At 40.6% G+C, this 14,773-nt stretch carries 11 protein-coding genes, 1 pseudogene and 2 riboswitches; of the genes and pseudogenes, 8 read left to right on the plus strand and 4 right to left on the minus strand.

Annotation, left to right across the window (positions count from 1 at the left end; all coding sequences use genetic code 11):
* Nucleotides 1–664: 664 nt before the first annotated feature.
* A complete protein-coding gene (ltaS, locus tag ACFX4I_RS02505; RefSeq protein ID WP_377418949.1) occupies nucleotides 665–2,632 on the plus strand; it encodes a lipoteichoic acid synthase in 1,968 nt (655 codons plus the stop codon).
* Nucleotides 2,633–2,693: 61 nt separating this feature from the next.
* Here the strand turns inward: ltaS and ACFX4I_RS02510 are convergent.
* Together ACFX4I_RS02510 and ACFX4I_RS02515 are read right to left on the minus strand one after the other, a co-directional pair.
* Nucleotides 2,694–3,313, minus strand: a pseudogene (locus ACFX4I_RS02510) (RraA family protein).
* A gap of 517 nt (nucleotides 3,314–3,830) precedes the next feature.
* Complete coding sequence (locus tag ACFX4I_RS02515; RefSeq protein ID WP_034310080.1) at nucleotides 3,831–4,010, minus strand: hypothetical protein; 180 nt, start codon at nucleotides 4,008–4,010, stop codon at nucleotides 3,831–3,833.
* Between the two features lie 118 nt (nucleotides 4,011–4,128).
* On the opposite strand from ACFX4I_RS02515, the gene ACFX4I_RS02520 reads away from it, so the two are divergent.
* The 7 genes from ACFX4I_RS02520 to ACFX4I_RS02550 all read left to right on the plus strand — a co-directional run bounded on the left by ACFX4I_RS02520 (nucleotide 4,129) and on the right by ACFX4I_RS02550 (nucleotide 11,186).
* A complete protein-coding gene (locus ACFX4I_RS02520; RefSeq protein ID WP_098371506.1) occupies nucleotides 4,129–4,458 on the plus strand; it encodes a DUF948 domain-containing protein in 330 nt (109 codons plus the stop codon).
* Nucleotides 4,459–4,498: 40 nt separating this feature from the next.
* Nucleotides 4,499–4,597: riboswitch (guanidine-I (ykkC/yxkD leader) on the plus strand.
* A gap of 47 nt (nucleotides 4,598–4,644) precedes the next feature.
* Nucleotides 4,645–4,965, plus strand: a complete 321-nt coding sequence (gene sugE / locus ACFX4I_RS02525) for a quaternary ammonium compound efflux SMR transporter SugE (RefSeq protein ID WP_377418952.1) — start codon at nucleotides 4,645–4,647, stop codon at nucleotides 4,963–4,965.
* Nucleotides 4,966–5,019: 54 nt separating this feature from the next.
* Nucleotides 5,020–5,550, plus strand: a complete 531-nt coding sequence (locus tag ACFX4I_RS02530) for a YhcN/YlaJ family sporulation lipoprotein (RefSeq protein WP_230300547.1) — start codon at nucleotides 5,020–5,022, stop codon at nucleotides 5,548–5,550.
* Between the two features lie 159 nt (nucleotides 5,551–5,709).
* The gene (locus ACFX4I_RS02535; RefSeq protein ID WP_377418956.1) at nucleotides 5,710–7,221 is read left to right on the plus strand and encodes a spore germination protein; all 1,512 of its coding nucleotides are present in this window, start codon (nucleotides 5,710–5,712) and stop codon (nucleotides 7,219–7,221) included.
* Nucleotides 7,222–7,244: 23 nt separating this feature from the next.
* Complete coding sequence (locus ACFX4I_RS02540) at nucleotides 7,245–8,345, plus strand: GerAB/ArcD/ProY family transporter (protein WP_377418959.1); 1,101 nt, start codon at nucleotides 7,245–7,247, stop codon at nucleotides 8,343–8,345.
* Entirely contained in the window at nucleotides 8,342–9,421 is a 1,080-nt protein-coding gene (locus ACFX4I_RS02545) for a Ger(x)C family spore germination protein (RefSeq protein WP_377418962.1), read from the plus strand. The genes ACFX4I_RS02540 and ACFX4I_RS02545 overlap by 4 nt, the downstream gene beginning before the upstream one ends.
* An 85-nt stretch (nucleotides 9,422–9,506) precedes the next feature.
* Nucleotides 9,507–11,186, plus strand: coding sequence for a glycoside hydrolase family 13 protein (locus ACFX4I_RS02550; protein WP_377418965.1), 1,680 nt, complete (start codon nucleotides 9,507–9,509; stop codon nucleotides 11,184–11,186).
* A 39-nt stretch (nucleotides 11,187–11,225) separates the two neighbouring features.
* Here the strand turns inward: ACFX4I_RS02550 and ACFX4I_RS02555 are convergent, their stop codons facing one another.
* On the minus strand, nucleotides 11,226–12,677 hold the full coding sequence (locus ACFX4I_RS02555; RefSeq protein WP_230300542.1) for an amino acid permease: 1,452 nt from the start codon (nucleotides 12,675–12,677) through the stop codon (nucleotides 11,226–11,228).
* 96 nt (nucleotides 12,678–12,773) lie between these two features.
* Nucleotides 12,774–12,959: riboswitch (Lysine riboswitch) on the minus strand.
* 239 nt (nucleotides 12,960–13,198) lie between these two features.
* Entirely contained in the window at nucleotides 13,199–14,161 is a 963-nt protein-coding gene (locus tag ACFX4I_RS02560) for a LacI family DNA-binding transcriptional regulator (RefSeq protein WP_377418968.1), read from the minus strand.
* Nucleotides 14,162–14,773 lie beyond the last annotated feature (612 nt).

Here is a 14,773-nt window from a genome sequence, read left to right on the forward strand (position 1 = left end):
AGGGAAAATTATTTGAAAAAAGCTAATTAAATATGCCGGAGAGGAATGATGTCGATATTACGCGAAATCCATTTGTTAGTTTATGGGATTTTAGTGTGGCAGGACGCAATGATAAACGGGTCAAACTTTTGCAGGCCTGGATTTTGGAGGGGGTATCAAAAGTGCGGAGGAGAGATGCATCCATGTAACCGGCCACCCATTTTTAACTGTCGAATTATCGGGAAATAAATCCTGGATATATCTATAGCTTTAAATAATTGAAGATTTATATCTTACATATTTTGTAATGTACTGGTTTTTTTATAAAGAGTCGTTTATAATGGTAAAAGCCTGAAGGACGTGAAATTAATTAGTGACTGTCACCCGCAGTCACCCCAAAAAGTTACGGTGATATTTATTGGATTAAGACATGGAGTTCCTATATATTTGTTATAGGTGCGCTAAAACATTCGGGACGGGTGAAACTCTGTTATTTTTTCAAAGGCTTGTTCATAAGCTAAAGAAGTGTTCTGGATTTGAGGAGTCATGGATGTGACAAAAGGTGGTTTTCATAATCTTGACTATCCAAGTGAAAGAATGCTATTATAAGGTTTCTGATTTTCCGTCTTTTGTAAGTTTGTAAAAATTTATATAAATAAACCACTAGATTAATAGAGGTGAAAGCATGAATAATTTTGTAAAAAAAAGCCGGCATTTATTTGCAGATAACATACTAGGCTTTTTCTTTATTGCGGTAGTCTTGTTTACGATAAAAACTTATATTGGATATCGAGTTGAATTTAACTTAGGTATTGAAAATGGCTTGCAACAGTTCTTACTGTTCATAAACCCGATTAGTTCAGCCATTTTATTCTTTGGCTTGGCATTATTGGCTAGAGGCAAAAAATCGTTTAAATGGATCATCAGGTTGAACCTATTGATGTCCTTATGGTTATTCTTCAATATTGTATACTATCGGTCATTTACCGATTTCATTACATTGCCAACCTTGACGCAAGTGCAAAATGCCGGGGATTTGGGGCCGAGTATTTTAGAATTATTTAAAGGCCATGATGTATTTTATTTCCTTGATACCGTCTTTTTGATCGTGTTGTACAGATTCAAAGGCTTTAAAGTGGAAGACTTCAAAGTCAAACGCCGTACAGTTGGATTGGTTTACCTAGCGGGACTTGCAATTTTCGCAATCAATTTGGGACTTGCTGAAAAGGATCGCCCGCAATTATTATCAAGAACATTCGATCGGAACTATATCGTCAAATATTTGGGCATGTTCAACTATACGGTTTATGATGCCGTTCAGAATACTAAAACATACGCCCAGCGTGCGACTGCAAACAGCACCGATATCGCTGAAGTCGTCAACTATACGAAGGCAACAAGTGCTGAACCGAACCCTGAATATTTTGGTGCAGCCAAAGGTAAGAATGTTATCTACCTGCATTTGGAATCCATGCAGAATTTCTTGATCGATTATAAATTGAATGGGGAAGAAGTAACTCCATTTCTAAACTCACTTGCACATGATAAATCAGATTTCATGCACTTTGATAATTTCTTCCATCAAGTAGGCCAAGGTAAAACAGCGGATGCAGAATTCATGCTTGAAAATTCCCTGTTCGGTTTACCACAGGGGGCAGCATTCACAAACAGATCCCAAAATACGTATCAAGCAGCACCAGCGATTTTAGGACAACAAGGATACACATCTGCTGTGTTCCATGGTAATTACAAATCTTTCTGGAACCGGGATAAGATGTATAAGTCTCTTGGTTTTAATCAGTTCTTCGATGCAAGCCATTATAATATGGAAAATAAAGAGGAAGTACTAAGTTATGGATTAATGGATAAGCCTTTCTTTAAAGAATCGATTCCAATGTTAGAAACGCTTAAACAGCCTTTCTATACAAAATTCATAACAGTATCTCATCATTTCCCATATGCCATGGACCAGGAGAAAGCAACGATCGGTAAACAAACGACAGGCGATGCTTCCGTAGATAATTACTTCCAGACTGCACGCTATGCCGATGAGGCGCTTAAAGAGTTTTTCGTTTACTTGAAGAAATCTGGTCTATATGATAACTCGGTAATCGTTATGTATGGTGATCACTATGGTATTTCCGAAAACCATAAAGAAGCCATGTCAAAAGTGCTTGGCAAAGATGTTGGCGCATTTGAGAATGCCCAATTGCAACGTGTACCATTATTGATTCATGTTCCGGGTGTTGAAGGCGGGGAAATGCACCAATACGGAGGACAAATCGACCTTCTCCCGACTTTATTGCATCTGTTAGGAATCGAATCTAAGGATTATGTACAATTCGGATCCGATTTATTGTCAAAAGATCATAATGAAGTGGTACCTTTCAGGAATGGTGATTTTGTTACACCGGAGGTCACTTCCATTAAAGGTAAATACTACGATACTAAAACAGGGGAATTGGTCGAGGAAAATGATGACATCCTCAATTATAAAAAGAGAGCTGAAACGATGCTCAATTTATCCGACCAAGTAGTGAACGGTGACTTACTCCGTTTCTATACTCCAAATGGTTTTAAACCGATAGACCCTACTGATTATGATTACACATATGATGAAGAAGGTTCAAAGGAAGATAAGACCGATAAATAATGCTAATGAAAAGAACAGGCAGGAAGCCATCGCTTCCTGCCTGTTTTTTTTATGCGTTAGCTCATGCTTTATTGGTCATCATGGCAATATACTTTCTTATTTCATCAGGCTTTCCTGCATATTTTTCAGCACGCTGTTCATCTTTCATGATTTTATCCTTTGCTTTTATAAGGATTTCTTCACCCATGGCTTGTGGCACGACCACGACTCCATCTATGTCCCCTATGATAATGTCCCCTGGAAATACGGTGACACCCCCACAGGAAATGGGGATATTGGTTTCACCTACCCCCGCCTTGCCGCTTGAGGCAACCGCCGTCCCTTTGCTGAAGACAGGGAAATTCATCTCTTTAATGGCTTCAAGATCGCGAATGGCTCCATCTACTACGAGGCCGCCAATTTCCATGGTCTGCATCATGCCGACAACGAAGTCTCCTGCTATAGCCCGGTATGTATCACCTTTGCTGTCAACGACTATTATATCCCAGGCCTTGCTTGTCCGATTGCTTTTAACACGGCTGAATTATCACCGACAGGCATCTGTACAGTCAAAGCTCGTCCAGCGATATAAAATTCTTCCTTTAAGGGTTTAATCGCTGATTCCAGATTGCTCAACCCTTCCATTGCATCAGAAATCGCCGTGGTGGGCAAATTCCTGAACTGTTGAATGAGAGTATCCATGACTATGATTCCTCCTTAAGAGTTAATGAATATAGCCTAATTATACATATTTTTTGCAATTTTCTAATAGTTTTCCGTTTGATAAAATGTAAATGTAGTGTAATCAATATATGAAGGGGAGGGAAGTTCTGCTGTCACAAGGGGTTTCTAGTCAAATATCTTTTTAATCAAACGATTGATTAAACTTTATAGTTCATTTGAAATCCATTAGCGGTAAGGGCGAAATCCAAGTGTGCACATTTTTAATTCAATGCTGTCTTAAACAGATATCCCCCTAATTTCAGAAGAGTGGATTAAGCTGTTAATGGAAAAAGTGTTTTCCACCGTATGTACTTCCGTATGATATATGCATAGAAGCAATCCTAATAATGTTCGAGTCTCCATGGCGGTTTGATCCGTGCAGGAACGTTCTTCTAAGATCAAGAGAAGAATGTTGTTGCATATCTTCGGTGTTCTCCTGATCTGGATGGGGATGTTAGCGAAACTCAACCAGTGTGCGGGAGGTCACTAATAATCATCAAAGCAGGAGCAGAATCAAGACGGAGGTTGCCAATGTAAGCCAAAGGGGGCTGAAAACTTCTGGATGAATGATTAAAAAAATGATTCCTGCAATAGTGGCAGCCTGCTGTATGGTCATATGTCTAATGAAGTGTATTCCAGCTTTAAAACAGGCTTTAAGCAGAGGCATTTGATTCATTTTCATTCCTCCTTTTTCTATCAATAATATGACCAGGCATAAAAGAAAATACATGGGGATTCGTTTTCTGCCCAATTATTACGGGTATAGTAAAGGTAAATGAAAAGGAGGAATCTAGGTGATCATTGTATATATTAGTCTTGCCCTCTTTATCGGATCGATTATCTATTTAGCGTTTTTTGCCTTTAAAACATTTAAGGATTCCAAACCGACAATTGAAAATGTGACTGAAACCGTTACACGCATCCAGGCCAAAACGGACCAGATTAAATCGGAGACGGACCAACTCGCCATGACACAGCAAGAAATCACTGAAGATGTTCAATATAAAAAAGAGGCCGTACAATATACGGTTGATGCGGCTAAAGAAATACCTGAACCCTTTAAAAATATTTGGTTTTCAATAAAAGGTGACAAGTGGAAGCTTAGAAACAGAAGCGATGCATAAGTGTTTGACCGATTTGAAATGTACATGATATAGTATGGAAATAATAAGTTTCAAGGGTTCCTCGGTTGAATTTTACCGGAATGGTCCAAGAGAAACGCGCAGGAATCTGCGTACACGGAGGGAAAAAAGCCCGGGAGGTCATGATTTATGACCTTTCGGGCTTTTTCTGTAATTGGAGGGATAAAGATGGCTTGGATTCAATTGGTGATTGCAGGATTATTTGAAGTGGTATGGGCGACAAGTTTAAAGTATACTGAGGATTTTACGAAATTATTGCCTTCTATCATAACGATTGCCGGTATGGTCATTAGTTTTTATTTTTTATCATCGGCGATAAAAACCCTGCCTATGGGAACAGCGTATGCAATTTGGACCGGAATAGGGGCTCTTGGGGCTGTGCTGGTTGGCATCATCGTATTTAACGAGCCTAAGGATGCGATGCGTTTGGTATTCGTCGGTTTAATTTTGGTGGGGATTATCGGCTTGAAGGTCACTTCTTCTGAATAATCTATCCTCTCCTCGTAAATAGTAATGTTAAACGATTTTAGAGGAGTGAAGAATATGAATTATAAAGCGATGGTATCAAGTGCGATGATGGCATTAGTGATTACAGGCTGTTCTTCTAATGATAAAGAAGGTGCCAATGAAAATCTTGGCCTGAATCGTACCCATCAAGATAATTTAGATAATCCGATGAAAGTAAGCGACACAAGGCAAAATGATAATAATAACAATATTGATAACGGTAATGGCATAAACGATATGAGGGTCTCCAAGGATATCTCAAATCGAGTCGAAGCCTTGAAGGAAGTAAGTAACGCAAATGTCATCGTTACTGAAAATAATGCCTATGTAGGGGCAGTATTGAAAGACGGCGGGGATAAGGATATCTCCAATGACCTTAAAGAAAAGGTTGCTGATGCAGTAAGGGGAGCCGATCCATCGGTAGACCAAGTTTATGTGTCGACAAACCCGGACTTTGTTCAAAGAATGAAAGGGTATGCGAATGATATTGAGAATGGAAAACCCGTTGCAGGATTCGCTGATGAGTTCCGTGAACTAGTAACACGCATTTTCCCAAGTCCAAGGTAATGGGGAATCATTAAAGAATTAAGACGTAAAGGCTTATCCGGTGGATTCCGGATAGGTCTTTTCCTATTTTGAAGATAACCGTGGATCATGACTAACTTTAAATAGGGTGGTTACAATAATCGAATGAACTAAAAACTTTAAGAAGGAAATGGGGGTGGGATGGTGAGGTTTTTTAAGGGCAGGAGGGAAATGGATGGAGCATCCTTTCAGGTTACTTCCAGGGATTTTCAGGAACTCCTTAAAAAGTTTAAAGCATCTAATGATTTTCTTGCCTTCCAATTCCCGAATGATGATGGCTATACTATTTCCTACTTCAATTCACTGGTTAGTGTACAACAGCTTCATGAACAAGTATTGGCTGTCATGTCGAATCAACCAAAGAAGGATCTTATGCAATTAAAAGGCGATATTCCGATGGAAGATATGAAATTGACCGCTGATCTAAAAGACATTCAAAGGTTGGTTTTGGCAGGATCAATCATGATTCAATACAAGCAAGATGATGAAATGTGCTTGCTGATTCCATGTGTTCACAGTGTGAAAAGGCAAATTTCCACACCCGAGTCGGAGTATACGGTCGTTGGGTCCAAGGAGGCCTTTGTTGAATCGCTTGATTCGAATCTGAATTTGATCCGTAACCGGTTGCCCACTCCTGAATTGCAGTCCAAGGAATTCCGGGTCGGTAGCATCTCGCAAACAAGGTTAGCGGTTCTCTACATAGATGGGGTAGTAAATCAACAGTTCGTTAATACAGTCATGCAGAGAATAGATGATATTGAGTATGATACGATCGTCGATATTTCGTTTGTAAGCCAGATGATCACGGATAATCGGAATTCGATGTTTCCGCAACTGATTGATACGGAGCGGCCTGATCATCTGGCCAGTGTATTATCGGAAGGGAAAGTAGGGATCATGCTGGATGGATCTCCTCATGCATTAGTTGGTCCAAATACCATCATATCGTTCTTTTCATCATTTGAAGATTATTTTCAAATTTGGAATCTTGGCACCTCATTCCGTTTGATTCGGCTTTTCGCAGTGCTGTTTTCCGTTTTATCTTCACCTCTGTATGTTGCCGTTTTAACCTATCATTATCAAGTGATTCCAACGGATTTGCTGCCAATCTTAATTTCATCCAGGGGAGTGATCCCCTTTCCGCCGATCTTGGAAGCCATCTTGCTGGAAGGGACGATTGAATTGCTGAGGGAAGCAGCGGTCAGGCTGCCTGCTAAGGTTGGCTCCACCATTGGCATTGTTGGCGGTATAGTCATCGGTACAGCTGCTGTGGAAGCTGGATTTGTCAGTAATGTCTTATTGATGCTTGTCGCTTTGGCTGCCTTGGCTTCATTTACGGTGCCGATTTACCAAATCAGTAATACAATCCGCCTTATCCGCTTCCCTTTTCTAATTGCAGCCCAGTTATACGGTCTGTTTGGAATAGCTTTATGCAGTGCATTCATTTTAAGTCATTTATTGAAATTGACTTCGCTTGGCAGTCCTTATTTAGACCCGCTTTACCCGTTAAGAATTCATGACTTTAAAGATAGTCTCATTCGTCTCCCTTTTTCAAAGCAGAAAAAACGCCCTCAATTTCTGCGGACGGAAAATCCACTAAGGATAAGGAAGGAGGCGGAAAAGCGAAACTCCCATAGTGATATTGATGAATAAGGTGTAGAAAGCGGTGAGAAGGTATGGAAGTCAAACCAAATGAAACTAAACTAATATCTCCATTTTTTGTTTTTTTCCTCATGCCCGGCATGCAGATTGGGGTAGGGATATTGGGGTTTGAACGTGTCATAGCGAAAGAGGCTGGTCAAGACGCATGGTTATCTGTCCTCATATCAGGGTTGATCATAAATGTTCTGCTTTGGATGTGTTTCAAGCTTTTAGGCAGGGGTCCCCAAACACTTGATTTGGTCGCCATCCACAAAGATTTGTTCGGTAAATGGGTCGGAAATGCTTTCAATATATTATTCATCCTCTACTTTATAATGATCTCCATCATTCTTATCAGGACTTATTTAGAAGTCATTCAGGTTTGGATGTTCCCTGGTGTCAATGTCCTGATGCTAATAACCGTCATTCTTATTCTCGTGTATAGTTTTGTGGAGGGAGGGTTCAGGGTCATCACCGGTTTTTGCATAATCGGGCTTATTATCGGATCGCCATTATTCCTTTTGAATTATTTCCCATTGAAGTACGCCCACTTTGAAAATTTGGGTCCTTTTCTTGATCATTCCTTTTTGGAAATCATGAAGGCCTGTAAGAAAATGACCCTGAATTACCTTGGTTTTGAATTACTCCTCATTTATTACCCTTTCATTAAAAACGGTGAAAAATCTCAAAAGTGGGCCCACTTAGGGGCGGTGTTTACTATGGCGATATATTTAGTATCCATCATTGTTTCATTAGCCTACTATCATCAAGATCAACTGAAAGATGTAATATGGGCAACTTTGACGTTATGGAAAATTGTAGACCTTCCATTCATTGAAAGGTTCGAATACATAGGGATTTCCGTTTGGCTGTTCATGGTGCTGCCGAATGTTTGCATAGGGGTTTGGGCAGCGAGCAGGACAGCAAAAAGAGTATTTGGACTAAGGCAGAAAAAGATGTTGGTCTTCATTCTGCTAATCATTTTAGTTTCCTGCATTTTATTGGACAACCGCCATAGAATCGATAAGTTTAACACGATAAGTTCGGAAATTGGTTTTTATATCATTTATTTGTATCTTCCTCTCTTATTCATATGGCAGTCGATTGTCTATAAAGTTAGGGGGCATAAATCATGAAAACCCGACTTCTCTTGATAACATTGGCAGGTTTCTTGATGACGGCTTGCGGCGTGGAAAAGCAAATATTAGAAGATATTTTAATTGCTGAAGTCGTAGGTTATGATGCCGAAGACAAAAGAATCAAAGGTACGGTCGTTGTCAGCGTTCCTCAGCCTGGGGAGGAAGCAAACCTAGGTAAAGAAGTATATGAAGCGGTCTCACATGATATAAAGGCAGCCCGCCAGCATGAAAATGCAAAAACACCATTCCCGATTGTCGGTGGGAGACTGACGGTCATTCTCTATGGTGAAGAATTGGCAGGCAAGGGGTTGAATGATTATGTCGATACATATAGGCGTGACCCAATGGTGGGAAGGGATTTGTATTTAGCGGTCGTTCATGGCAAGGCGGAGGATGTAGTTAAAATGGAGCCGAAGTTGGTTAAAACTCCAGGGGTTCAAGTGAAAGAGCTGATCGAACAGAATATAAGGACTAATTTGCCTGATGTGGATCTTCACAGGTATTTATATGCGTGTCATGGTAAAGGAATCGACCCGGTCTTGCCCTTATTGGAAACGGCAGGGGACCAAATACAGGTAAAAGGGATCGCCTTGTTTAAAAAGGATCGTTATATTGGTAAATATATTCCTTATGAGGACGGATTTTTATTTAAAGTCCTTACTGAAAACTTTAAGATGGGGAGTTATGAAATTAAATGGAAGGAAAATGACTTTACAGATATCAATAACGTGGAGTCACGTGTCCATTATCATGTTTCGGATGCAAATCAAGACCCCAAGGTCAGGATTGAAGTGAAATTAAAAGCGAGTCTGCTGGAGGTCCAAGGCTATGACTTGGGCAAAGCGGTCGACCTGAATAAAATAGAGACCAAAGCCGAGCATGTCATTGGGAAAAAATTAAATGAGATGGTGACCATGTTTCAGGAGAACAATATCGATCCGATTGCAATCGGTGATCACGCTAAAAGTAAAACAAGAAATTTCGATCAGAAGCATTGGGAGAAGGCATATCCCTATATTCCAATCGAGGTGGATCTGGATATTGAAATGATTCAAACGGGAATAGCTGAATAAAAGTAGAATATTCTGAAGTTTCCCCCTTTATAATAGGGGTATTGGTGTAATGATTATATCAATGCGGCTAATGAGGGGGAAAGGCATGGACAAAGCATGGTGGAAAGAGGCAGTTGTGTATCAAGTGTATCCAAGGAGTTTTATGGATAGTGATGGAGATGGGATAGGGGATATAAACGGGATCTTGATGAAGCTCGATTATTTACAAGAGCTTGGTGTGAACGTGATATGGCTATCCCCTGTTTATCAATCTCCCAATGATGACAATGGGTACGATATCAGTGATTATAAATCAATCATGGCTGAATTCGGGACCATGGCCGATTTCGATAGGTTGTTGAAGGCGGTTCATGAACGTGGAATGAAGATCATGATGGACCTGGTGGTCAACCATTCTTCAGATGAACATCCGTGGTTCAAGGAATCCCGATCCTCAAAAGATAATCCGAAACGTGATTATTATATTTGGAAATCTGGCAGGAATGGAAAAGAACCGAATAATTGGGAGTCCATTTTTAAAGGGTCAGCATGGGAATATGATGAAGGAACGGATGAATATTATTTACATTTATTCAGCAGGAAACAACCGGATTTAAACTGGGAGAACCCTAAGCTCCGTGAAGAGATTTACAGCATCATGACTTGGTGGCTGGATAAGGGTGTCGATGGCTTCAGGATGGATGTCATCAACTTCCTTTCGAAAGATCAAAGCTATTCAGATGGAGCCGTTCATCATGAAAAACAGTATGGCGATGGAAGCCCCTTTTTCCTGAATGGCCCGCGCATACATGAGTTTATGCAGGAAATCAATCAACGGGCACTTTCTGGACATGACGTGATTACGGTTGGGGAGATGCCAGGCGTCTCACCGGAGGAGGCGCAATTGTTCACAGGTAAAGATCGTGGTGAGCTACATATGGTCTTTCAATTCGAACATATGGATTTGGGGAGCGGACCAGCAGGGAAATGGAGTAATGATAAGTGGAAGCTTACCGAATTAAAGCGAATTCTTTCCAAGTGGCAGACTGGTTTGGAGGGCGATGGCTGGAACAGTTTATACTGGAACAACCATGATCAGCCCCGGATTGTCTCAAGGTTTGGTAATGATGGAAAGTATCGTATTGAAAGCGCAAAGATGCTTGCAGCTTGCCTTCATATGCTTCAAGGGACACCCTATATATATCAAGGGGAAGAGCTGGGCATGACCAATGTTGCATTTGAAAGCATCGATGATTACCGGGATATCGAAACATTGAATTCATATGAAGAACTCGTCAATTCGCATGGCTGGTCAAAAGAGCGGATGATGTCAGCCATCCATGCCCGCAGCAGGGATAATGCGAGGACACCGATTCAGTGGAATGACTCCCGGAACGCAGGATTCACGAAAGGTACGCCTTGGATTAAGGTTAATCCCAATTTTCCCGAGATTAATGCAGAAAAAGCCTATAATGATCCGAATTCCATTTTTCATTTTTATAAAAAGCTCATCCAATTACGCAAGAAGCATGAAATCATCGTTTATGGTCGTTTTGAACTGCTATGGCCGGATGATGAACGAATATTTGCCTACACGAGATCGTTTGAAGAAGAAAAGCTGTTGGTGCTATGCAACTTTAAAGAAGAGCAGGCCTCCTATACTTTGCCTGAAGAGCTCCATGCATATTCAGCCACAAGGCTGATCGGCAATTATGATCAGGAGGAAGAAGGAATCTCCAGCAAACCTCTGCGTCCATATGAATGCCGTGTTTATCATTTGAAATGAAAAAAGGACCTGTTCTTCTTAGAACAGGTCCTTTGCGTATTATTTTGATTTAAGGTCACATTCCTCTAGGGGAATGATTTTCGTTTTATGCTTGATTTTATAGCCGAACCATAGGACGAAAAATAAAATCAAGCCAATGTAGGAAACAAACATTGAATTCCAGTCGATCCCATCGCTGCTGAAAGCTTGATAGCCTTGTCCGATGATAATGATAATACAAAGGACAAGGGCGAATATAGGCCCGAATGGGAAGCCTTTTGCCCGGAATGGTAAAGCATTCATATCAAGGCCTTGAGCTGCGTAAGCTTTGCGGAACCGATAATGGGCAATCGCAATCCCGACCCAGGTGACGAATCCCGCCATGCCTGAAGCGTTCAATAACCAGATATAAACGACGCCATCACCGAAAAATGAAGCTAAGAATGCAACGCAGCCTACTAAAGAAGTCACGATAAGTGCATTCACGGGTACTCCTCTTTTATCTAACTTGCCTAGGAATTTCGGTGCTTTCCCATCACGTGCCAAGTCCCATAGCATACGGGTTGAAGCGTACATGCCAGAGTTACCGGCAGAGAGTACGGATGATAGAATGATCGCGTTCATGATGGATGCAGCAAATGCAAGGCCGGCCCGTTCAAATACAAGCGTGAATGGACTTACGGCAACATCTTCACTCAATAAACGTGAATCGGTAAACGGAATGATCATTCCAATTACAAAAATGGCAAGGATATAGAATAAGATGATACGCCAGAAAACGGATCTGATCGCTTTTGGGATATTTTTTTCTGGATCTTCACTTTCACCAGCAGTCACTCCAAGCAATTCCGTACCTTGGAATGAAAAGCCGGCAGCCATGAATACGCCCAGGATCGTGAAGAACCCTCCGTTAAAGGGACCTTCGCCCATTGTGAAATTGGAAAAACCAATTGGGTCTTTCCCACCCATGATTCCGAGAATGATCAGAACACCCGTAATCAAGAAAATGACGACTGTCACGACTTTGATCATGGCAAACCAGAATTCTGTTTCCCCGAAACCTTTAACTGACATGTAATTGATAAGAAACATAATGATTAACGCAATGGCACTCCAGATAAACGAAGGGCTATCCGGGAACCAGAACTTCATAATTAAGACAACGGCTGCCAATTCAGCGGCAATGGTGATTGCCCAGTTATACCAGTAGTTCCAACCAATCGCAAAACCGAAAGACGGATCGACGAATTTGGATGCATAGACACGGAACGAACCGGCCACTGGCATGAACGCTGCCATTTCTGCAAGACTTGTCATTAAGTAATAAACCATGATGCCGATGACCGCGTATGCCACCAAGGCACCGCCGGGACCGGCTGAATGAATGGCACCGCCACTTGCTAAAAATAAACCTGTTCCAATCGTTCCACCTAATGAAATCATCATTAAATGACGCGCTTTCAGGCTCCTTTTCAGTTCAGTAGGGCTTGATGCTGATTGTGAATTTGACAATTGATGTTACACTCCTTTTTATTGGAAGGGAACGAAAAATAAAAAAACAGCAGTCGAAAAAGATCGACGGCTGTTTATAATAAACCCGTTTATCCTTCCGAAGATAGCTCCCCACGCTTTTTTGAAAAAACGTGACAGTGGTGTTCCTGTTCGGTAACACCGCCAGCAAGAATATACATGGAATATACCCTAACTTCGGCAAATTATCCTTTCAAACGGAGTCTTGAATTTTCCAGAATCTCGTCCGTTTTACTTTTATAAGCTGCAGCCTCTAACTCATCGGTAAATGAGGAAGTATTCAATTTTCTAAAATCGTTGCGCCAGCTTGGAAGTGACGTCGGACGCTAGTACTCATGAAATCGCAAATAGATTGCTAGTAATTGAGTAAACTTTACTATATCAAAATTATAAAATAATCTCGTGAATATCGCAATGATTATTTTATGTGGTTATTTTTTCCTAGTTAATGAATGATGGTGGCAAGGAAGAATTCGATATACCAAAAAAAAGCAATGTGATAACTAAACGGTCCTCCTTTTTATAAGGGCGTAGTCCAGCTTTACATGTTTGACCACTTCAGGATTCTCAAATAGGTCCACTGCCATTTTCCCAATCCATTCCAGCGGTAAGGAAATGGTCGTGATGTCGAGCATTTCACTCAGGCTATCATTATTGAAACCGAGAATGGCCACATCTTCCGGGACCCTTATACCCAATTTCTTAGCGGTAAGAATGAAGCCTGCCGCCGTGTCATCATTCGTGATGATGATGGCTTCAGGTTTATCTATCATCGAATTCCATTGTTGAAACAATTGTTCCCCGTCTTTGATGTGATAGCTGCCTTCAAACAGCCATTCCTTATTGTTTATCAGTTGATGTTTACTCATGATATCGTTAAAGGCCTTTGTACGATGGGAACTATTTCTGCTCTTTTTACGGCCGAGACTGTATCCGATTTTCTTATATCCTTTAGCAATCACGTACTCAAGGGCACAGGAGAAAGCTGCATAATGATCAATGCTGATGGATGAGAATTCAGCCGAGGCTGTATCTTCACATAAAATAATCGGTCCGTATTTTTGATAATCCAAAAGGATTTTCATTTCCGAAATCCTTGAACAAACGATAATGCCATCGAGCTGCTTCATTTGCAGCATATTAAAAGCCTGGATTTCCTTCTCTCTGTCATAATTTGTTTGAAAGATGACGATATGACAGCCAATTGCATTTGCCTGTTTAGTGATTCCGTTAACGATTGCCCCGTAATATGGGTGATTGTTGAAAGGGATGATGATGCCGATAAGATTAGTTTTACCTTTTGAAAGATGAATGGCGTTTATGTTTCTCGTATAATTCAAACGATTGATGGCTTCTAAGACGCTCTTTCTTTTATCGGGGCTTACATATGGATGATCATTCAATACACGGGACACTGTTGAGACAGATACACCGGCACATTGAGCTATTTCTTTAATATTTGTCATGGTATCACCGTTTTTTCTTTTTTTATATTGTACAGTATGAAACCCATTTCAGGGCAAGAGAACAGTATGGGGCTGCTGAAGATTTCTTCAAATAAGGTCTTGTTCTGGTATGGGTTTCATCCTTTAAGATTGTTTTAAGTCTTAGAGGAGGAGGAGACCATGATGTTCCAAACTTTAATCACCCTTTTTGTGCTTTGCGGAATCGAATTGGGATTTGCGTACTTGGCAATTTCCTTGAAAAAATGAGTGGAATAAGCGTTTACTCGTGAATTTTTGTACTTTACTCGTGAATTTTGCCATTTTACTCGTAAAGTTCGCACATTTACTCGTGAATTTCACACCGTCCCGAAATAGCCCCCATAGTTTATATTCACCATTAAAACCCCGCAATATAAATATAACTTCATCGTTACGTTTCATGTACGGAATGACTGACTGTCAGGATGCTCCCTAGTGGAGCTTCCTGACAGTTTTTGCTGTGTGTAAAAGTCATTGTTCTTTTTTGAAATGTTTGAAAAAATAGTTTCACTTTTTTTGTGTATAGTATAAAATAAGTTGTGCGTGGGAAACTTTTTAGCATTTACGACAATGTAAAAAAATTTACACTTAGTT

Source organism: Peribacillus sp. YIM B13472 (genome assembly GCF_042788005.1).
Classification (GTDB): Bacteria; Bacillota; Bacilli; order Bacillales; family DSM-1321; genus Peribacillus; species Peribacillus simplex_E.

Bases quoted from the DNA above. Each gene is read 5' to 3' on its own strand.
- ltaS (WP_377418949.1), top strand. From the start codon at position 665: ATGAATAATTTTGTAAAAAAAAGCCGGCATTTATTTGCAGATAACATA.
- ACFX4I_RS02515 (WP_034310080.1), bottom strand. From the start codon at position 4,010: ATGAATCAAATGCCTCTGCTTAAAGCCTGTTTTAAAGCTGGAATACAC.
- sugE (WP_377418952.1), top strand. From the start codon at position 4,645: ATGGCTTGGATTCAATTGGTGATTGCAGGATTATTTGAAGTGGTATGG.
- ACFX4I_RS02530 (WP_230300547.1), top strand. From the start codon at position 5,020: ATGAATTATAAAGCGATGGTATCAAGTGCGATGATGGCATTAGTGATT.
- ACFX4I_RS02535 (WP_377418956.1), top strand. From the start codon at position 5,710: ATGGTGAGGTTTTTTAAGGGCAGGAGGGAAATGGATGGAGCATCCTTT.
- ACFX4I_RS02540 (WP_377418959.1), top strand. From the start codon at position 7,245: ATGGAAGTCAAACCAAATGAAACTAAACTAATATCTCCATTTTTTGTT.
- ACFX4I_RS02545 (WP_377418962.1), top strand. From the start codon at position 8,342: ATGAAAACCCGACTTCTCTTGATAACATTGGCAGGTTTCTTGATGACG.
- ACFX4I_RS02550 (WP_377418965.1), top strand. From the start codon at position 9,507: ATGGACAAAGCATGGTGGAAAGAGGCAGTTGTGTATCAAGTGTATCCA.
- ACFX4I_RS02560 (WP_377418968.1), bottom strand. From the start codon at position 14,161: ATGACAAATATTAAAGAAATAGCTCAATGTGCCGGTGTATCTGTCTCA.